Origin of the sequence: Floccifex porci (assembly GCF_009696175.1) — a bacterium.
Classification (GTDB): Bacteria; Bacillota_I; Bacilli_A; order Erysipelotrichales; family Erysipelotrichaceae; genus Floccifex; species Floccifex porci.
In genome coordinates this window covers 75,485-95,736 of sequence record NZ_VUMM01000003.1, presented here as the reverse complement: position 1 = coordinate 95,736, position 20,252 = coordinate 75,485, and the positions used below count along the sequence as shown (strand labels likewise).

The 20,252-nt window shown below is 39.1% G+C and carries 23 protein-coding genes and 1 pseudogene; 5 read left to right on the top strand and 19 right to left on the bottom strand.

What is annotated here, in order from left to right; all coding sequences use genetic code 11:
• Positions 1–11 precede the first annotated feature (11 nt).
• The 4 genes from FYJ50_RS02910 (at position 12) to FYJ50_RS02895 (ending at position 3,009) form a co-directional block, all read left to right on the top strand.
• Positions 12–566: a YbaK/EbsC family protein gene (locus FYJ50_RS02910; protein WP_154459540.1), complete on the top strand. Its 555-nt coding sequence runs from the start codon at positions 12–14 to the stop codon at positions 564–566.
• 2 nt (positions 567–568) lie between these two features.
• The gene (locus FYJ50_RS02905) at positions 569–796 is read left to right on the top strand and encodes an SDR family oxidoreductase (protein WP_338082987.1); all 228 of its coding nucleotides are present in this window, start codon (positions 569–571) and stop codon (positions 794–796) included.
• Between the two features lie 146 nt (positions 797–942).
• A complete protein-coding gene (locus FYJ50_RS02900; protein WP_154459539.1) occupies positions 943–2,385 on the top strand; it encodes an ATP-binding protein in 1,443 nt (480 codons plus the stop codon).
• A 345-nt stretch (positions 2,386–2,730) separates the two neighbouring features.
• A complete protein-coding gene (locus FYJ50_RS02895) occupies positions 2,731–3,009 on the top strand; it encodes a helix-turn-helix domain-containing protein (RefSeq protein ID WP_154459538.1) in 279 nt (92 codons plus the stop codon).
• A gap of 470 nt (positions 3,010–3,479) precedes the next feature.
• On the opposite strand, the gene FYJ50_RS02890 is transcribed toward FYJ50_RS02895, so the two are convergent.
• The 3 genes and pseudogenes from FYJ50_RS02890 to FYJ50_RS02875 all read right to left on the bottom strand — a co-directional run bounded on the left by FYJ50_RS02890 (position 3,480) and on the right by FYJ50_RS02875 (position 5,583).
• Entirely contained in the window at positions 3,480–3,809 is a 330-nt protein-coding gene (locus FYJ50_RS02890; protein ID WP_154459537.1) for a plasmid mobilization protein, read from the bottom strand.
• Positions 3,802–4,227 (bottom strand): annotated as a pseudogene (locus tag FYJ50_RS02885) (site-specific integrase); the annotation flags it as partial. The pseudogene FYJ50_RS02885 and the gene FYJ50_RS02890, both read right to left, overlap by 8 nt.
• A 216-nt stretch (positions 4,228–4,443) precedes the next feature.
• A complete protein-coding gene (locus FYJ50_RS02875; RefSeq protein ID WP_154459535.1) occupies positions 4,444–5,583 on the bottom strand; it encodes a GDSL-type esterase/lipase family protein in 1,140 nt (379 codons plus the stop codon).
• 137 nt (positions 5,584–5,720) lie between these two features.
• Between FYJ50_RS02875 and FYJ50_RS02870 the strand changes: the two genes are divergently transcribed.
• A complete protein-coding gene (locus FYJ50_RS02870; RefSeq protein ID WP_154459534.1) occupies positions 5,721–6,485 on the top strand; it encodes a class I SAM-dependent methyltransferase in 765 nt (254 codons plus the stop codon).
• 22 nt (positions 6,486–6,507) lie between these two features.
• Here FYJ50_RS02870 and FYJ50_RS10505 read toward each other — a convergent pair whose 3' ends face one another.
• The 16 genes from FYJ50_RS10505 to FYJ50_RS02790 form a co-directional block, all read right to left on the bottom strand.
• Entirely contained in the window at positions 6,508–7,299 is a 792-nt protein-coding gene (locus FYJ50_RS10505) for an AzlD domain-containing protein (protein ID WP_205946396.1), read from the bottom strand.
• A 6-nt stretch (positions 7,300–7,305) separates the two neighbouring features.
• Complete coding sequence (locus FYJ50_RS02860; RefSeq protein ID WP_154459533.1) at positions 7,306–7,854, bottom strand: relaxase/mobilization nuclease domain-containing protein; 549 nt, start codon at positions 7,852–7,854, stop codon at positions 7,306–7,308.
• Positions 7,827–8,186, bottom strand: coding sequence for a plasmid mobilization protein (locus FYJ50_RS02855; RefSeq protein WP_154459532.1), 360 nt, complete (start codon positions 8,184–8,186; stop codon positions 7,827–7,829). Before FYJ50_RS02855 ends, FYJ50_RS02860 begins: the two co-directional genes overlap by 28 nt.
• A 352-nt stretch (positions 8,187–8,538) precedes the next feature.
• The gene (locus tag FYJ50_RS02850) at positions 8,539–9,225 is read right to left on the bottom strand and encodes a DUF5688 family protein (protein WP_154459531.1); all 687 of its coding nucleotides are present in this window, start codon (positions 9,223–9,225) and stop codon (positions 8,539–8,541) included.
• A gap of 319 nt (positions 9,226–9,544) precedes the next feature.
• Entirely contained in the window at positions 9,545–9,862 is a 318-nt protein-coding gene (locus tag FYJ50_RS02845; RefSeq protein ID WP_117445859.1) for a hypothetical protein, read from the bottom strand.
• 12 nt (positions 9,863–9,874) lie between these two features.
• The gene (locus FYJ50_RS02840; RefSeq protein ID WP_154459530.1) at positions 9,875–10,411 is read right to left on the bottom strand and encodes a hypothetical protein; all 537 of its coding nucleotides are present in this window, start codon (positions 10,409–10,411) and stop codon (positions 9,875–9,877) included.
• Between the two features lie 3 nt (positions 10,412–10,414).
• Positions 10,415–10,657 carry a DUF4314 domain-containing protein gene (locus FYJ50_RS02835; RefSeq protein WP_154459529.1) on the bottom strand — a complete coding sequence of 81 codons (243 nt, stop codon included), beginning with the start codon at positions 10,655–10,657 and terminating at the stop codon, positions 10,415–10,417.
• The gene (locus FYJ50_RS02830) at positions 10,658–11,602 is read right to left on the bottom strand and encodes a DUF3991 and TOPRIM domain-containing protein (protein WP_154459528.1); all 945 of its coding nucleotides are present in this window, start codon (positions 11,600–11,602) and stop codon (positions 10,658–10,660) included. It lies immediately after the preceding gene.
• Positions 11,599–13,251 (bottom strand): DUF6908 domain-containing protein, encoded by a 1,653-nt coding sequence (locus FYJ50_RS02825; RefSeq protein WP_154459527.1) that lies wholly within the window; start codon positions 13,249–13,251, stop codon positions 11,599–11,601. The genes FYJ50_RS02830 and FYJ50_RS02825 overlap by 4 nt, the downstream gene beginning before the upstream one ends.
• 17 nt (positions 13,252–13,268) lie before the next feature.
• The gene (locus FYJ50_RS02820) at positions 13,269–13,685 is read right to left on the bottom strand and encodes a hypothetical protein (RefSeq protein ID WP_154459526.1); all 417 of its coding nucleotides are present in this window, start codon (positions 13,683–13,685) and stop codon (positions 13,269–13,271) included.
• A 55-nt stretch (positions 13,686–13,740) separates the two neighbouring features.
• A complete protein-coding gene (locus tag FYJ50_RS02815; RefSeq protein WP_154459525.1) occupies positions 13,741–14,064 on the bottom strand; it encodes a type II toxin-antitoxin system RelE/ParE family toxin in 324 nt (107 codons plus the stop codon).
• The gene (locus tag FYJ50_RS02810; RefSeq protein ID WP_205946394.1) at positions 14,061–14,363 is read right to left on the bottom strand and encodes a type II toxin-antitoxin system RelB/DinJ family antitoxin; all 303 of its coding nucleotides are present in this window, start codon (positions 14,361–14,363) and stop codon (positions 14,061–14,063) included. Before FYJ50_RS02810 ends, FYJ50_RS02815 begins: the two co-directional genes overlap by 4 nt.
• Positions 14,364–14,426: 63 nt before the next feature.
• Complete coding sequence (locus FYJ50_RS02805) at positions 14,427–15,164, bottom strand: class B sortase (protein WP_154459524.1); 738 nt, start codon at positions 15,162–15,164, stop codon at positions 14,427–14,429.
• 2 nt (positions 15,165–15,166) lie between these two features.
• On the bottom strand, positions 15,167–18,247 hold the full coding sequence (locus tag FYJ50_RS02800) for a SpaA isopeptide-forming pilin-related protein (protein ID WP_154459523.1): 3,081 nt from the start codon (positions 18,245–18,247) through the stop codon (positions 15,167–15,169).
• A gap of 92 nt (positions 18,248–18,339) precedes the next feature.
• Positions 18,340–19,020, bottom strand: coding sequence for a hypothetical protein (locus FYJ50_RS02795; protein ID WP_154459522.1), 681 nt, complete (start codon positions 19,018–19,020; stop codon positions 18,340–18,342).
• 203 nt (positions 19,021–19,223) lie between these two features.
• Positions 19,224–20,198 (bottom strand): ParB/RepB/Spo0J family partition protein, encoded by a 975-nt coding sequence (locus tag FYJ50_RS02790; RefSeq protein WP_154459521.1) that lies wholly within the window; start codon positions 20,196–20,198, stop codon positions 19,224–19,226.
• Positions 20,199–20,252 lie beyond the last annotated feature (54 nt).

Below are 20,252 nucleotides of genomic sequence, written 5' to 3'. Positions count from 1 at the left end.
GTAAATGGGTTATGATATTGTACGAAGGCCGTCCGGAAGTATCCAGTGGACGGCAGGAGAAAGAAATGAAGGTATACGATCTTCTGGATTCATTGGGAATCACTTATCAGCGGACGGATCACAAAGCGGTAGCGACGATTGAAGATTGCCTGGAAGTGGACCGGATACTGGAAGTCCGTATCTGTAAGAACCTGTTCCTCTGTAACAGGCAGAAAACGGCGTATTATCTTCTGTTGATTCCGGGGGATAAGACGCTTAAGACGAAGGAATTGTCGAAGCGGATTCCGACCTCACGGTTATCCTTTGCTTCAGGAGAGGATATGGAACGGTATCTGAATGTATCACCTGGGTCAGCGACAGTCATGGGACTGCTCTTTGATCCGGATCATAAGGTACAGCTTCTGATTGATGAAGAGGTGCTGAAGGAAGAATATTTTGGTTGTCATCCATGTGTAAATACTTCCAGCATCCGGTTTCGAACGGAAGATATGCTTCAGAAAGTTCTGAAGGCAGTGGATCATGATTATATTACAGTGTCATTGAGTGATGGCGGGGAGGAAAAGTAAGAGTGAACTCAATCTCACCGGGGTGGATCGATACGGCCTATACGGAATATGAGGGTCCCGATGCCACCCAGCAGCCGGTACATAGAGTCGGCAACCCGATGGATATCGCGAACATGGTGCTGTATCTGTGTTCCGAAAAGGCAGGATTCATTACCGGAGAAAATGTGTGCATAGACGGAGGCATGACGAGGCAGATGATCTATCACGATGATTATGGGTGGAAACTATAGGAAAATAGATGAAAACTAAAACAGGAACTCAAATTTTGACTTAAATTTGAGTTCCTGTTTTAGTTTCTGTGGGAATATTGATGTAAATGGTTGCATAATCTAAAATATAGAGTTATTATCTAAAATAAAGGAAGGAGAAACTAAAAATGACAACGGAAGAGTTAATTGAAAAATTAAATGAAATACAAAAAATGAAATGTGAAACTCAAACACTTGAGTTAAAGAGTGCAGAGCATGGATGTCCAAAGCGTTTATATGATTCCTTGTCCAGCTTCTCCAATCAGGATGAAGGCGGAATCATCGTTTTTGGAATTGATGAAGAACACGATTATAAGGAAGTAGGAGTTTACAATCCACAGGATATTCAGAAAAAAATAAATGAACAATGTCTGCAGATGGAACCGATTGTGCGTCCGCTTCTAACCGTTGTGGAAAAAGATCATCGTTTTTTTGTGTCAGCAGAAATTCCAGGCATTGATCTGGTAGACAGACCGTGTCACTATAAGGGTCAGGGGCGACTGAAAGGTTCTTATACTCGAGTTGGCGATAGTGATGAACCAATGACCGAATATGAAATTTATAGTTATGAAGCATTTCGAAAAAAATATCAGGATGATATTCGGACGGTAGACAGGGTAACTATGACATCTTTAAATCGAAGTGCACTGGAAAAATATATACAATTGCTAAAAAGCGGGAAACCGAATCTGGCAGCAATTGCGGATCAAGATATTTATGAATTAATGAGTATTAAAAGAAATGATGAAATTACTTTGAGTGCAACATTGCTATTTAGTCTGTATCCGCAAGCCTATTTTCCGCAACTTTGCATAACAGCAGTTGTAATACCAGGGAAAGAGATTGGAGAACTGGGAGAATCAGGAGAACGGTTTTTGGATAATCAGCGGATAGAAGGCAACATTCCAGATATGTTGGACATGGCAATAAAATTTGTTCGAAGGAATATGAGAACAAAGACCATTATCAATCCTGATACAGGGCAAAGAGAAGATCGGACGGATTATCCAATTACGGCGATAAGAGAAGCGGTAGTTAATGCTTTGGTTCATCGTGATTACAGTATTTATACAGAAGGAATGCCAATTCAGATTGTGATGTTTGAAGATCGAATGGAAATATCTAACCCCGGCGGACTTTATGGTCGGATTCGGATAGATCAATTAGGGAAAGTTCAGCCAGATACCAGAAATCCGGTTTTGGCATCCGCCCTGGAAGTGTTGGGAATTACTGAAAATCGGTATTCTGGAATCCCAACAATTAAAAAAGAAATGAAAAAATATTGCCTGCCGGAACCTAAGTTTGCCGATGAGAGAGGTAAATTTGTTGTTAAATTTTATAAAGAAGTTGCGGATGATGAAAAGATAGTAGTGAATGAGGAAGAAGTGGAAAATTTAATTATGTTTTGTAGAACACCGAGAACCAGAAAAGAGATCTGTGATTATCTTGGGTTATCTTCTGTAACATATGCGATTCAGACCCATGTAATGCCATTAGTAGAAGAAGGAAAAATTAAATTAAGTATTCCAGAAAAACCGAAGAGTTCAAAGCAATTATATTATAGTGAATAAAAACTGAGAAAAATGGTTCCTACGCAGCGTAATAGTCTATGCTATAATTACCACGAAGGAGGAATGCCGAATGATGACAGTAAATGAAATTTCCTTTAAAAGATATCAAGAAGATTATAGAAAGTCCTTCTTTTGACAGGGGAAAAGCACTTGATCAGCAGATCACGCTGTTAAAATTGAAAAAGGAACATATTGAAAATCTGATTGAACTTGCTCGTGGAATCAAAAGGAAAAATTTATTGTATTTTTTTAGAAGTATGATAATATAATAATAGATAAAATATTAGATATTTTGATTTAAAAAACGGTATTTTGGATATTATATTATCTGTAAAGGAGAGCGAAATGGAACAGTTTATATGGGAGACTCCGGAAGAGCTTGATAGGAAACTGGCAATGAGGGTACGTAATATAAGAAAGCGCCGTTCAATTTCACAGCAGAAACTATCAGACATAAGTGGGGTGAGCTATGGCTCTGTCAAGCGTTTTGAGACTACAGGCCAGATTTCGCTTTTAGCACTTACGAAGATCGCAATAGCTCTGGATATTGCGGATGAGTTAAGAAATATTTTTACGCAGGTACCTTATAGAAATATAGAGGAGGTTATCAATGAGTTCGAATAGTACCGAAAGTGCTTAAAACCGCTAATATTAGCGGTTTTTTTTGATGTCTATAGTTTCCGTGAAAACATTTTGAAAACATTTGGATGAATTTTTGATTGTGAAAACATCGAAAATCAGTAAAAATCAGTCATTTTTGGGTTGTTTTTGGCTCACTTTGATATGTTTTTGCCAAAAAATCATGATTTTGAGTAAATACCTCCAAGCCATGGTTTGGAGGTGGATTGAGGGTGTAAGCCTGATATCAAGCGTTTTTGACGTTATTTCAAGGATAATGGTCATTTTCAGGTACAAATTGTCCGTTTGTCACTGAATTTATCATCTTTTTCCCATTGGAACATGCAAAAACACCCATTAAAAACATAGAAAATGTATATCTATGAATAGTTGTTCCCACAACACAAAAAAGCCCTGTTTCATGGGCTTTTGAATACTCTTCTATGTATCTGTGAAAACTTTTTGAAAACATTTTACTACGGAAAAATCTCAGTTTTCCCTTTTTTACGCATTGCCAGGATAGTTTTAAGTGTCAGGGCAATGATTTCCTCATCATCCTCATCTTCTATTTTCATTCCGTATATGTCAATCAGTTTCATGAGTTCATCATGAAGACTTCTAAAAACATAAGGATTTCCATAAACAACTATCTCCTTGCCAAGAATCGAGTTGATTATGTAATCCTGTTTTGTTAATCCGGATAACAAAACACGACGTTCCAGAAGTTTGGCTTCCTCTTCGGACACACGGAAGGAAATAATTTTGTTTCTGAATCTTCCTTTCTGATCTACATTCTTCTTACTCATTGAAAGCACCTCCTCTGAAATCAGTAAGCTTATCAGCAATTGCCTTGTCCTTGGAAGGGAACATATGAGCATAGCGATAAGTGATCTTTACGCTTTCATGGCCAACACGGTTGGCAATATCAACGGCAGAGAATCCCATTTCGATTAGCAATGATACATGTGAGTGTCTAAGATCATGGATGCGTATCCTTTTGACTCCGGTTTCCTTGCATCCTCTGTCCATTTCATGGTGCATGCCGGATTTAGTAACTGTAAAGATTCGGTTATTTGGTTTAAGCTCGTATTGCCTGGATAAATAGTCTTCCATTTCATCTGCCAGGAAATCTGGCATCTGGACAACACGGTTACTTTTGATGGTTTTTGAATCTGTAATTACATCCTCGCCTTTGATGCGCTGATAGCTTTTGTTGATCCGAACGCACCATGATATCAACGATTCCATCAGTATTGTTCTTCTCCTTTAAAACAGAGTAGAGAACACCATAATGCTTTGCTTCTTCACAGAACTTTTTAAGATTACTTTAAGCTCTTCTCCTTATTCTATATGTATATAGAAATAAGCAGTTACCTCATTTACTCACTATACTTCTCTCTTTCTGCCTATTTCTTTCACATATGACAAATGTCCATGGAATTACTCCATGGACATTTTATTGTATGCAGTTTTTGCCATTTGCGCATATCCCTCATCACTTGGATGTAAGTGATCTCCACTATCAAATGCATCTTGCATTTTATGTCCATCGCAAATATCTTTATCAAAATCAATTACGCCATCAATTTCATCCGTTGTACGAATCCATTCATTGACTTCATTACGCAAGTTCTCTCTAAAATATGCATAAGTACGCCAGCCTTCAATCGGAATCAACGTCCCAATATAGACTTTCATTCCTAATGATTTCGCGTGCTTTACATATTTTCTTAAGCCCTCAATCAATTCCTTACTTGACGGAAGATCTTGCCATGGTCTAAATTCATTCTTTTCAACACCGACTGGATGAATAATATCATTTATTCCTTGCAGAATAATTAAAGTATCACTCCCAGCCACATGCATCTCGTGACCAAATCGATAATCTCCTTTTAATCCATATGCTTCATACTGTACACAAGAATATTGTCTTAAAATACGTGTACCACTAACGGCTTTTCGAACTACAGACACTTTTTTATTATTTTCCCACATTAACTTCTGTAAATAATCGGGCCAATCCTGCGAAGTAATAGAATCACCATAACAAGTAATAACTTTATATTCTGGTTCTGTCAAAACAGCCACTTCGCTTAAGAAAAACACCCATGGCGTCTTCATGCTTGAAGCATGATCCATAATACCTGCATGAGAGAAATCACCTTCTCCAAAATAACCCGTACTTAATGGTCCTTGTGTATATACGCCACAACGTAAGTGGGTGAATTCTTTTAAATAGAAACTAATTGCGATTGTTTCTTGTTCATGCACTTTAAAATCCAATGGATCACTATAACATTGTTCTCCCACATCAAGATGAAGTCCTTTTGAACCATTAAAAGTAATATCCACAATGGATGTTGGATCTAAATCACGTCCACTAATAACTCGTCCAATTGTGATTGAATCAAAGACCACGCCTTCTTTTCCTGTAAAGTTGTCTAAACAAATACGTATCTTATCCCCTTTGAATGTCGATTTCATAGGATAACGCAATGTGATATTCTTTGCGTATTGACTAGGCTTATGCGTCACAATCGACATTGCCTGTCCATATATCGCCTTAAATTCTTTTTCCATAGTTGACCTCCAAATTATTTATTATCTATTTCTACATTCATAAAACATATGTTTTTGTCCACAAATAATCATACATGAAACGTTGCAAAAATCCAAACATATACCTTATTATATTAAAGAAGTTGAGGAAATAATGCATGAGTAAATTAGAAAATTATTACGGTAAATTTTGTGAAGATAAAAGATTACTATCAAGACACGGTCAAGTAGAATATACTACAAGCATGAAATACATCCATAAATATTTAAAGCCTGAAGATCGCATATTGGATATTGGAGCCGGAACCGGCAGATATAGCGTTGCCTTAAGTAATGAAGGATATCAAGTCGATGCGATTGAACTTGTTAAATATAATCTTGGTGTTTTAAAAGCTAAAAAAAGCAATGTGAAAGCCTATCAAGGAACCGCTTTAGATTTATCAAGATATCAAGATAACACTTTTGACATCACCCTACTATTTGGTCCCATGTACCATTTATTTAGTTATGAAGATAAATTAAAAGCATTATCCGAAGCTAAACGCGTTACAAAAAAAGATGGAATTATTTTTGTAGCTTACGTTATGAATGAATATAGCGTCTTAGTCCACGGCTTTCGAGATGGACACATCAAAGAATCATTAGCAGCCAAAAAACTCGATGAAACATTTCAAACGCAAACGAATATAGATGATTTATACAGTTACATTCGTCTAGATACAATCAATCAATTAAATGAAGAGGTAGGTTTAGAACGAATCCAAATTATTGCAGCCGATGGTCCAAGTGATTATATGCGCCCAATTTTAAATAAGATGGATGATGAAACATTTGAATTGTTCATCAAATATCATCTTGCCACTTGTGAAAGACAAGAACTCATTGGTGCAAGTTCACATACAATAGATATACTAAAAAAATAATGTCACTTTTGTGGCATTATTTTCATATTATATATTCCATTGTTAAAACGACTAAACAACATGCAATGGATACTTGAAATAAGCTCTTGTCTTTCCATGCCAAAATAATTCCAACTATTAGCGCTGCAAGTCCTGCTAACTGAGAATTAGTTTCATATAATATATTAGGAAAGGTCATCACAGCCAAAGTCACATAAGGAACATAATATAGAAATGACTGAACATATATATTGGTAATAGGTTTATTAAAAAGCGTTAACGGCAAGGCACGAATCAAATATGTGAAAACCGCCATTGTAACTACATACATCATTGGATTAGACATTTTCTTCCTTCTTTCTAGGTTGTTTTTACCTAGGAATGTATTTTCTTCCGTTATCTTATCCATATAAATCAGATCCCTCCTTAATGCAGCGCTTGGATATCTTTTTGGTGCATCGTTTGCATGGATGATTCCCATCATGTACATGTATTTGAAATACAAGGCTTTGAATCCTTTCAGCTTCTTTGAGTCGCCTTTGTAGAAGTGTGAGGGAATGGCATCCTGCACCTTGACCATTGGCAGAATCAGGTTGTTGTATAAACGTTCCTCGATATGCTCCTCATCATATCGTCCATCCCTTAATAGACTTTTCAGCCTTCGCATCCTTTGTCCCTGTGGGTGCTTGATGGCAATGTATTTTCGATCAGTCGATACTTCATATCCCATTTCCACAAGTCCTTCAACAAACTGTTCCATGCTTCGGGCATAGGACAGTACGACATCAACATCATGCTTGATCAGTTCCCTGAAGTATGGCTTGCCATTTTGCATGGCTTCCTATTCGCTATGATGCATTCCTTTGCCGTTTGACTTTACAACGGACAGGTTATAGCCATTGCATAGATCATCGGAAAGGTTCCTGAATCGGATGTAGTCATTACGGTTGTTGTCAAACTTCTTGCCATCCATGAAGGAAACTGAGTTGACCACGAAATGGTTGTGTAGGTGATGCTTGTCAAGATGCGTTGAAACGACAACTTCAAACCGATCACCCCACATAAGCCCTGCAAGCTTGACTCCGATTTCATGGCAAAGTTCAGGAGTCAGTTCATCTGGCTTGAATGACTGCACAGCATGAAAGGCAAGGACGCCATCATCCTTGCCATAGCTTTTCTTTGTGTGAATCATCTGCTTTACTGCGCTGGCAGGGGAGCAGTTGATTCCTGTAATATATTCCTTCTCATTTGTTTTGTAACCCTGAGTTGTATAGGTTAATACTTCATTAAGGCCATCAGATATTTCTTCGGTTGTCTTTTCTTCATTGGAAATGTAGCGATAGACACGGCTCAGATTATCCTTTACTGGCCAGATTTTGGTAATTGCCATATGTCCTCCATCTTTGTTGGTGCCCTGATCAGTAGCATGATCTCATCAATCCGTTTCTGCAGTTCAATGTAATTGGTTTTGTAGGTTTCCACATCTATGGAATCATTTGAATTGGCTGCTTTTGCAACCTGGTTGATGTTGCTCGCAATATTGCAAAGCAGTCTTGTTGTCTCCAGCATTTCCTTACTTGGTGCAGCCTTGGGAATGACACCACTTATCAGCATGCGGATATAGGATTCCCGAGAAAGCCTTGACTGTTTTACCAGTTTCATCAGATGATTGAATTCATCTTGATCGAGCTTTACTTCGATCCGGTAGTTTCTTTTCCTCATGTTCTTCCTTTTGAAGATGATGGAGAATGGATAGGCTGAAGACAATTCCAATCAACTAGAGGCACATCAGGCAGCTATAGAAAATGACCTGGTTCATATCGTTTGCATCAGCTTTCACGGTTGCTGCTGGCACCAAGAAAGAACATGAACATCAAGGTCGTAATAATCACACCTGCACCAAAACAGGTAACACCAATAATTATTGAATTCATAAAATTCACTTCCTTTGCATTAATAAAGGCAGCTTTCAAAACTGCCTTGATAGGGTCTTAGGGATATTCCCTAAATATCTGTATTTGTGGTCGATCAAATACGTTGCTTGCTACATCTGTAGACATAGATAGTCTACAGACTAATGACACTGGAACCTGTTCTTGTTAACCATTTTCTGATAATCATCATATCTTTCAAAAAGGCGGGTATCCTTGTCATAGTGGTATACCGTATCCGAAAGGAACTTATCTTCACTGAGTGCATCGCTTCTATTGACGATATAAAGCATCTCCTTGAGATCCTTTGGCTTGACATTCTTGTTTTCCGCAATGACAATGCATTCATCAACTGAAGAAGGGATGACATAAAGGCTGCTGTCTAGCTTTGCAGACAGTGAATTCAGAAGTTCTGGATAAAAGATGGATGCAGCTCCATCACTGTTGTGTTCATTTGTGACGATATACATTTTGACATTGCTGTTACTTTCAACAACTTCATCTGGTATTCCAAGTATCATGGATTCCAGGGTCTGCACATGCGGTGGAATCATTTTTGGCGATGAAATCATGGCATCCTCGTGAAGCTGATCAAGTGTTATGCCATAGGCATTAAGCAGGTTGTTTGTGATCTTTGCTGAACAAATCTGCGTATCGGATGATTTGATAACAATGTGATAGGTTATCGCAAGATCGCCAATTGCGGTATGTGGCATATCTTTGAGTTCATTTTGTTCAAGATTGCATACGCGTATGAACAGATAGTCCTTTATCAGATCGTAATCGGTGATATTGGAAATATTGGCAATGAGGTTCTTATTGATGATCATTCTTGGAATCCTCATTTTCTAATTGCTCCAAATAAAAATCCAGCCTGTCATGACTGGAAGAAGTGTTGATATCGCTGATGGTAATTTCAATTTTCATTTTCTTTTGTCTCCTTGTTATTTTTTTGTGAAGAAAGGATATCGGAAAGGTCTGATTCCATTTTCTCCATCATTTCTTTCTTCTGATTGAGAAGCTTAAGCTTGTTGGCAATCAGAATGTTTTCTTCAGAATACTTTTTGATCCTTTCCTCGTTTTTGATTTTCTGGTTTTCCAGCAAATGTATTTTGCGGATAATGTCTTCATAGCGGATCATGTTGGCACCTACTCATCATTACGATGACCTTCCATACCGAAAAGAAAATCGGTTGTATCGATTTCATCCACATCATGGTCATAGCTGTCGATGGTCATAACGATGAATTCAATGATTTCGTGCATCAGCTGTTCTTCGACTTCAGCCACAACTTCCAGTGCAATTTCATCACACATCTTTTCCATGATTGATGAATCTTCAGTTGGCCTATAGTCGATTTCCATATTCTCAACTGCATCGATTGCCCAGTTCATAACATCAACCGTCATCTGATCATCACGATGAAGGTTGGAATAGTTGTAGATTTTTGGATTGTAATAGCTCATTGTGTTTTCCTCCTATCTTTCAAAGCCATTCTTCTTTTTGATTCTGATCTTGTCGTCTTCAGTAATTTCAAACTTGTAGACATTATCGGCTGGTTCCTGACCAAACAGGGAAGCCATAAGTTCGGAATCATTTTTCGTATCCTCATACTTATCAAGATGCTCAGAATCAACTAGATGGAATTTCTTCTTCAGGGTTTTCTCATCTTCAACAAGTTCCTGGGCTGTTATCTTGATGGCGGCTTCTTCGTTGAGCTCCAAAGAATCCGGTGTCTTGTTCATGTCCATCAGCAATAATGTTTCATAGAACAGTACCGGTTCCTCTTCTTTTAATGATTTCATCTGCTTGAACATAATGTTCAGAAACTGCCGTTTTACCTGATCATTTACCATGACTTCCACAGGCTGATCCAGTATATCCTTGTAGTGCTTGGCTGGAACTACTGTTGGCTGCTTGGTATCCGGATTGATATAGGCATAGGTCATTCGCGAAATGTTTTCGCTCAGTTCCTTGATCTTCATTTTCACAAATAGATCAAACTGTTTGTTCATATGTCATCTCTCCATTTCTTTTCTCTTAACTTTAGTGAATTGATCTTCATTAGGTACTAGACCAAGGGAAGAACCATTATCCCAACCCATATGGATCGTACCAGCATCATCAACAAACTGGACAGTGCCCAGTGTTTCATCAGGAACCGGATGGCAGTCATCATTCATGTGGATGCATTTGATTCTGGTTCCTAGAGGGTATTGTCTTCGCAGTCTTTCGACTTCATCCTGTTTCATAAATTCCATTTAGCATTTCTCCTTTCGCTGCTGGTCCATTTTTGCAAAGACCAGCTTTTCATTTATGTCCTTGAAGTAGGTTGGATGTTCATCAACGCATTTGTAGGTTTCATCAAGAATTGAAATGATACTTTGGGTTGCACGTTTACCAGTATCATCATTATCCAGATGCAGGATGATCTTCTTGATATGATCATTTCGTTTGAGATAGCTCCATAAGGCAATTGGAACATCCGCTTCCTTTTTTGCAGCAATGCCAGCTGTTGCTCCTGATAGTGACAGGTAGTTATGGGAATAGAAGGGGATGTCATTTATCTTTAGCAATGTCATATAGGAAAGCATATCAATGGCTCCTTCAAAGACGTGAAGCTCATCTGATTGGATGGTAGTAAAAGAAAAGCTGAAAGCCTTGTTGCTTCCAGCATGATCCTGTTTCATGGGGGTATTGATGCTTCTTTTGAAGGCATAGGCTGGCTTGTTGCCATCGAATCCAACAAAGACTGCATTCTTGTAATATCTGCTCTGGTATATCTGGCCTCTTGCAACAAAGTAATTGACAATTTCCTTGTCAATCATCCTTTCATCACAAAGATAATGGATCACATCATCGTTTGTTTCATTCTTTGGCGGCAGCACAAACGGCTTAGTTGTTTTTGGCCTTTCATGTGTAATGACTGGTATGCTGATCTTCATCGCATCTATGATGGTTTCACAGGCATCCATGAAGGTATATCCTTCAACGGTTACCAGATAGTCAATGGCGGAAGTGCCACCTTTCCTTTTTGACCACCAGTACCATTTTCCGTTGGAAAAGTGCAATGAATCATGATCAACATGGATATAATCCGTTCTACCGTTTTTGATCAATAGATCTGGATGGTAGTTCTTCAGATAATCAATTGCGCTCAGGCTTCTGATTTCCTTCAGCTTGTCTTTAGGTATATATCTTGTCATCTTTCTTTCTCCTTAACCTTAGGCGCCATATTTGCCAGATTGTTTTCCTTGCAAAATCTGCGAATGTCATTTTCATTTTCAATAACTTGCTCCTCTGTATATACAGCTTTAACCTTATACTGGTTTTCTTGAATATTGTTTAGCCATTCATCCATGAATTCGTTTAGCTGATGAGCAGCAACCGGATCCTTATCAACTCTTTGATAGAATTGCAGATTGTCCTGTTGGTAGGACTCTGGATATAGCAAGCGGTTATCCTTATCAACAGTGAATTCAACATCCGGATCAGCCATTAGATCACCATTAAGTTCATAGTTATGGGACATGGCATAGCGGTTATCATCAATGATTTCAACATTCAGATCCATGAAGTGCGGTGTTCCGTATTTGATGTAGCAGGCATCACCACTTAATAGAGGTGCAGCTATTGCTTCAAACTGCTCATAGTTCCTTCTTTCAATCGAATCATCGATGAATGGATGGCCTGTTTCCGGATTGTATGATGGATTATTCAATGCTTTATAGATGGCCTGTTTCAGATCTCTTTTGAAATCTGTGTGATTGTTGTAAAGATGTTCTTGGATTTTCATTGCTTTCTTGTTTGTATCAAAATAGCTGTAGATGCTTCTTTCGATGTTCTGATAGATGAGTGAATCATCCAGTCCTGGATTATCAATTGCTTTCAATTCATTGACCACATTTATGACGATGTCATTTGCCATCTTATCCATTTCAACCGGTGTGATATATTCATGAACCATCGTCCTTTTCTTCAGGTTTTCCACAAACATTGGCTCCAGTTTGTCAATCATCTCATGAGCTGTACTCTGGATATTGGATAGTATGGTCTTCATCTTTGCTTCATCCTGGGCAGCATAGCTGGCGATATAACCGAAGGAATAATCGGAAGTATCAATGCCAAAGTGATCGCACAAAATAAAAGCGAGAGATTCGGCTTCGATCTCCCGCTGGTCGGAATCCTTATCGGTTGTCTTGTGAAGTATGCTATGCGAGTATTCATGGATCAGCGTTTTGGCAATCTGCATATCTTCCAGTTCCATATTAAGCACGATCCTGTCTTCGGCGATTGAATAATAGCCTTTGGCACCACCAGCCAGAACCGCATCTTTTGAAGGTGAATGGTAATCGATTGGAATGGTGCAGATGTCTTTGACGGAATCAATGAAGGCCAGTATCTCATCAGAACTTCCGGTCAGATTATGAATCAAAGAGGGAAGGGGTTCGCCTGAAGTCTGGGATATATCAAAGACGGTCGTGGTCGTAAAGCGAAGCAGGTTGATGACTCTTTCTTCCTTGATTGGATCACCATTTTCATCAAGGACTGGATTGCCATCTTCATCGGACTTATCCATTAGCTTTGTTATTTTGCTTGTTACCGGTGCCAGTATCATCAGCCCTTTTTCTCCTTTATCAACATGACGGTTGAAGTTGTGCTGCCATGCGTTGTATCCAGCTACCAGTGTTGCATCCGGTTTCTGGGCCAGTATCAATAGGGTATTGTTCAATGAATAGCTATGAAACTTGGAACAGCAGGAAAGGTATTTCCTGAAGTTGTCTGAACTGTAAACATCCTTGACACCCTGTTCGATCATTTCAAAAGCCTGTTTGGTCTTTTCTTCTTTTGTCACTTATTCACATCCTTTCTTCATCGTTCCTGTTCTTTTGATCTGTTCATGCATCGAAATACATATTTGTCATCAAACCTTCTGATCATTGATGGATATTCAAGATCGATATTTTCATCATTCTTTCCGTCAAAGAAGTATTCATCGACGTCGCCATAGTATTCACCAATGCGCATGTAACGGTAGGAATACTGGTTTTCCTGTAGATTCTTAAGACCGCTCATGATAGGGAAGACACCGTCATAGGTTTCATACCATTTGATATCATTCCAACCGAAATAGATGGCATCCTTTGTCCGATGTACCACATCCATGTAATTTAGGTAATTATAGTGATCATTCAGCTTATTCAGTCTAAGATATTCTTTTACATGCTTTGAAAGTTCGTTGAAGCCATCGATTGATAAAATGATTCTTACATCGCTTCTGTATCCCATTTCAGACCTCCTTTCATCCAAAAGAAAAGCACCAGCGATTGCTGATGCTTGTAAATTATTCACTTAATGCTTTGGCAATATCTCTTTTTCCATAGACGATACGAACAATTGAAACACTTGATTGCAAAGGATCCACGATATAGAAAACCAGATATTTTCCAACACGCATCTTATGTGTATTCAATGAATTCCATGGCTCCCAATCTAATATTGGGTTTCTTTCAGGCATGAAGTCTAGTTCCTTGATGGAATTTCGTATTCGCCTTACCATTTTCGCCGCTGTTTCAGGAGCTTGTAAATTAAAAGCAATATATGAATAGATGTCTCTAAGATCATTTATTGCTTTAGTTGAATATTTGATTGCATATGTTTCGCTCATATGTTGAACTCTTTTGCCAGAATCGCATCCACTTCCTCTGGAGTATATGTCCTTTCCTTCTGAAGGGAATTAAGACCTTTTGTAAGCTCAGCATCGATCTGATCACGAGTCATATCACCGATGGAAGTTGGCTTTGAAACAGGGAGCCTTAGATCCAGTGGCAGACTGTTTGTCAGAACAATCTGGCTGTATAGCATCTGGATGGCACTTGATGGCGTAATTCCTAATTTAGACAGGATGCTTTCGGCATTTTCCTTTAATTCTGTATCAATACGAGCATAAACAGGTGAAGTACTCATAGAATCAACTCCTTTTGTACTATCATTATAGAGATATTTGCAAGCAATTGCAAGCATATACATTTATGCAACCTTCTTTCCAATGACAACGATCCTCTTGTTTCCATCTCTTGTGTCGCATGTTACCAAAGTCATCAACTCATCATCATTTGAAACAGATGCTCCAGTCCGATACAGGCTGTTGTTTATTGTATTGGAAATGAATGCCTGGAAGTCATTATTGGAACGCCAGCTGCTTTGAGTGAACTCGAGTGAATGGTCAAGATTGTTAAGGTCTATGTTCATTACCGCAAAGATTTGATAGGTTCTGGTTTCTTCTTCTGTGATGAATCGGAAAGTTGGATGCTTCATATAGTAATCACTGTTGATGTAATCCATCAGTGGGGTAAAGATGATATTGCTTCTGGTGCTTGAATGCCCATAGATGACAACATTCTTGGCATTTATGTTTCCATCACCTGAGATGTAGGGAATGCCAGCAGCTGCATATTTTCGTTCGATGTTTCTTCTGACGTAGTAGTCATTGTCAGGTGCCTGGACAACAGGTTCATAAATGACGCGATCATCAGTTTCGATGATTCCCACAACATCCGGATTTGTCTTTTTCAATAAAGGCAAAGAAAGCTCCTTTTCAGAAGCTTCCTCATCCTTATTCGTTTCATTGGTTGCTGGAGTATCAACATAGTAATCAGTATAGTCATAAGCCTTCTTGGTATTGAGAATACTGTAGGTACAGATTCCGGTAATGCCAATTGCTGCAGCGACTGCTACAATCAATCTGATCTTTGTTTTCTTCTTCATATCTAGACTCCGGTATTTGGAACAATGATACGGTCATTTTCAAAATAGACGATTACAATGTCACTATCTCGATCCGCTTCCACTTTATAGGCTTTGGATTTGTCAGCCAATTTGTAGGAAACAGGAGCCTTGATTTCCTTGAATTCATATTCATGGCCATAGATGGCATCAGCCAATACTGCTTTTCCATCTTTTACGATATGCTTTGTAACTTCTTCTGAATCCGCTTTTCTTGAATAGTAGATACCATCATCAAGATCAATGATGATTTCCTTGTTTTCATCCGTTTTGGCTGTTTTGATGATTTCTTCAAAGGCTTCATCCTTGGCGATTTCATATTCTTCATCCTTTTCAGATCCTTTGATCATCAGATTTCCAGAACATAGGGAAGCAACATATTTGCCAGTTGTCTTGTCATAGACTTCAAAGATGGCGCCATTCAGGAAATGGTCCTTGTGTTCACTGTCTACTTTGTTTACTTCCAGATCAAGACGGCGTTTTTCGTTGTGAAGTACCATTCCAACTTGAATTGATTCCAGGCTTGTTTCACCATATTCAAATGTGAATTCATGGTTTTCTTCATCAAGAACAAAACCAACATTGGTTTCAAGTTCTCTGATATAGTAATCGCCAACAGGGAGATCAAGCTGTTCAACATTGTGACCATTTTCATCCAAAGTCAGAATTCCAACAAGTCCATCAGCTGGAATCCATGCTCTGCCGCTATCATCATCTTCATCGTCAGATAACATAACAGGTATCACTTCTTCAACTGGTTCCCTTACAATGATTTCATCTTTTGCATAGACACCAAATACAACATCCTTGTAGGCATCAGGATCTTCGTCCTCAAATGTCTTGGTGATTTCAAGATCCAGTTTCTGTCGATCATTCTTGTAGGATTGCTTGATTTCAACTACATCGATCAGCTGTCCACCATACTCAATATCGAAGTCGTAGACAGTTGGATCCAGTACAAAGCCTTCAGGTGTATTAATTTCAGTAATGGAATACTTGCCAAGCTGGAGAAGAGAAGAAGTGGTTACACCATCAACTGTTGTAAAGATATCTACAACATCTCCAGCGCTATACCAGAGCGTTCCTTCAGGTGTGATGATATCTTCTCTTGCTGTAATCTGATAGGTTACCCCTTCAAGAAACTTCTCTTCGTAGACTGGAGTATAAAGCGTTCCATATTCCGTTTCACTTGTTTCTACATCAGATAGCATTTCTCCATACTTCTCAACATAAACCTGGCCTTTCTGCGTAGTATTGTCAAAATTCATGAAGATCTCAGTTGCTGTACCATCAACATTGACTGGAATTTCCTTGTTGCTTAATACATAGCCATAAGGTGCTTTGATTTCAACAATCCAGTATTTGCCAAACTTCAGTGTTTCTGGAAGATGAACCGATCCTTCTTCGTTTGTTACGAATACATCGGTTTCATATTTGTTTGGATAGGTTACCTTCTGCTTGATGAAGTTGCCGTTTTCATCCTTGATCTTGAATTCAACGCCAGCTGCTGGAATTCTTTTTCCGGTTTCAGCATCGGTTTTGTAGATATTGAGTTCAGCTTTTAAGGTATCGTTGTAGATGTTGTAGAAGTAGGTCTTCTGATCCTGTTCGATCTTCACTTCAAATGGCTTCAAGGTATCATAACCGGTAACAGCATGTTCCTTGACGACATAGGTTCCATATGGAAGCCAATTAGTAATGGCACGACCATCTTCATCTGTAACCAGTGTAGCAACGGTTTCGCCACTTGACTTGAGGATGATATCAAACACAAAGCCAACACCAGGGTTTGATATGACCGATTCATATGGATCCTTTCGTTCCTGTTCGATTGTCTTGGTAATTTCGATTCTTCCTTTGATGACCTGGTCCTTGCAGGTTGTATAGAAAGTAGAAGGGGTACTATCACCAGAAAACTTCAGTTCAATGCTGCTGCAGTTGCTATTAAGTAGATATCCTTCAGGTGGCGTTACTTCACAGACATTGAGCGTCGTACCAACAGGATACTTCCTTGACTTGACTTTATTACCATTTGTAGTAATTGTTTCCAAGACATTGCCGGAAGCATCCTTTACTTCAAATACAGCACCGTTGAAGGTCGCATCTCCTTGTGTTTTATCGCCTGTTTCAATATCCTGCTTTTCCACTTCAATATCAGAATAAAGAAGTTCAAAATTCAGCTTAAAGCTTGGCGTTGGATCACTTCTTGAAGCCATGAAGATGACCTTCTGATCGCCTCCTGCTCCATAGATGACATGAACATCCCTTGCTGAATTCTTTCTTGAGAAGGTAAGAGTACGATCATAGTTTTCTGAGGTAATGGATACTGTCAGATTGTTGCCGCTAACAGATGCATTGATGCCGTTGCCGCTATTGACGTTGTAATTGCCCAGGGTTCCTTTGGTATCGGTCAAGGTAACAGGAGTATTGATTCCCATCTTGACTGTCTGGTTGTTGAAGGAAGGTCTACCTTGTGGCTGACTTCTAAGATAATTGATTTCATTGATTTCAGGAGATAAATCAATTGGCGTAACACCATCTGGATAGTAAGGATCATACCATCTATCGACAACCTCCCAGATCAATAACTGAGTAGCAGCATAGTATCTTTCTGTCTGATGTCCTGGATAGGAATAGCCATAGTAGTTGAGTTCCCAGATGGCTTGTCTTTGGTATTCAGATAGATCATTCCATTTGGTAGTGTTAACTGGATAATCATGGTCGGTAGCAAACAATGCCCATGGTTCAATGCAGAATACAACATTTCCTCCAACCGTAAGGATTCGGATGTAGTCATATCCATAAACGCCAACGCCATTGATTCTGACAATGCGGTCACTGCCAAATCCTGGAGTTAATCGAAGCTTGGGATTTTCCGTTTCCTCTGCATAGATTTCAGGAAAAACCTCTTCAGCTGGACCAAGTTCCGTTATGGTCTCAACGGCTTCAGAATAATCGATTGGATCGTTTTCTTCAGCAAAGACGGGAGTAATTTGAAATGCACTGTTCAAAAGCACAAGCAATGTGAGGAACAGCTTGCCCGTTTTCTTAAATAAATTCTTCATTTTCTTTGTCCTTTCTTTCTAACTCTTTCAATAAAAAAAGACGAGATTGACTCGTCAGAATATCTATATAGTTCAGTAATGAATCACCGCCTTTACTGGATCAAAGATCCATAGCTCCATAGGTTCAAACCATAATAGGCAACAGAACCATCATTCCGATAAACAGGCTGTACTGAATAGTTGGTGATTTCCTTATCGCCAATGTTCACAACATCATCCAGGAAATATTGCCCAGCATTATCTGCTTCAGACTGGCTGGAATATGTTGAATAGTAGAAGTTTGTGTCCATGATTACATCACATGGCTTGTTTGGATCCATTCCAGCAGGACATGCATATTCCGGCATCGATGGCTTTTCAACAGGCTTTGGATCAGGCACGGGTGTTGGTTCAGGTTTAGGTGTTACTGGTTCTGCAGCAGAAGACTGGTCGTTTGATGCTTTCTTTGGTGGTTTGTTATTGGATTGTGTCTTGCCTTCATTGACAGGCGATGTATTAACAACCTGTTTTTCTTCCTTTTTACCTTCCGAAGAAAAAGTGCTCTTCTTGTCCGCAACTGTAACAACTATTGTTTCTTCCTTTTTGGTGCCATTGGTTTCAATAGCTTCCTCAATGATTCCTTCATCCTCTTGCATTTCCTCTACGATGATTTCTGCTGTTTCTACTGGCATCTCATATCGTTCATATGGTTTAAACATATCTGCATTAGCACCAATACCAAGTGCTACCAGAGCAATTACTGATAAGCATGATAATAATAACTTCTTTCTCATTTACTATTCCTCCTATAAGAATCTACTAATAATCTGGATAGTTACTATTACCAGTTCATTTTCTTCGGTAGGTAATAGCTTTTCGGTAGGTTGAAGGGGTTTTAGGGGAAACATGGAGTCACAACTGCCAGGTCACAAAGCAGACTGCCCCTTCATTCAGTCTGTTAAAATCACAGGTGCAAATTTCGATATCCGACATGCGATTATCGTTCCTGTTCCCGTGATTTCTTTCTGGCCCAGTTTTCAAGCAGGTGGATGATAAGATCCTTTTTCCTGTTTGGTGTGAAGTCCTTTGGAAAGTATTTATCGATTTCCGACATCTTGAAGGACAGCTTTTCCTTCTGATTCGGTTTTTCTGCTTCCAGTGTTTCCTGGATGAATTCGGTTGTCAGTTCGCCATCATGGCTTAATCGCTTGAATTCCTGGCATTGGGCAAGCGATGGTGTACGGTCATTGGCAACAATGGCATCCGCAAGATCATATTGTTCATCTACAGTCAGGAATGAAAGCTCAACAGCTGGATTGAAAGCAATCTTAATTTCGCTATCGTGTCTTCCATCCACCATCTCCTGCAATGGTTCTATCAGGTAAGTGAGACGAATGAAACGCTGTATTTGTTTTCTGCTTTCGCCCATGTCGTTTGCTAAAACATCAATCGACTTTAACTTGTGGTCAAGTTGGCCACAAGTTTGCTTGTTGTATTCAACGCCTAATTCTTCATCGGGAATCAAGTCAATTTTCTTGCCCTGATGTTTCATGGCTTCAAGTCGCAATTTATAGGCATATCCTCTTTCGGATGGATAGATGTTTTCACGCTGAATGTTGGAGTCAACCATCAGTATCGTTGCCTGGTCATCATCAAGTTCTCTGACAATAACATTCATTTCCGTGAGTCCGATGTGTGACATGGCATATTTACGCCTGTGACCGGATATCATCTCATAGGTTCCATCATCCTTGGGACGAACTAGTGCTGGTATCAGAATCCCGTTTTCCTTGATGGAATCAATGAGTTTCAGCATATCCTCATCCATGGTTACATGGAAAGGGTGGTTCTTGAAATCCGATATCTTGTCTATTGGGATTGAAACAATCTTTTCAAGTCTTGATTCCTGGCGTTCCTCTTCAGTAGAGAAAAGGGAATCATAATTTGGCAAGCCTAAATCTAGTTTTGACAATCAGATCACCTCCTAGAACAATGGAAGCTGATGACCACTGGATACCTGAGCATT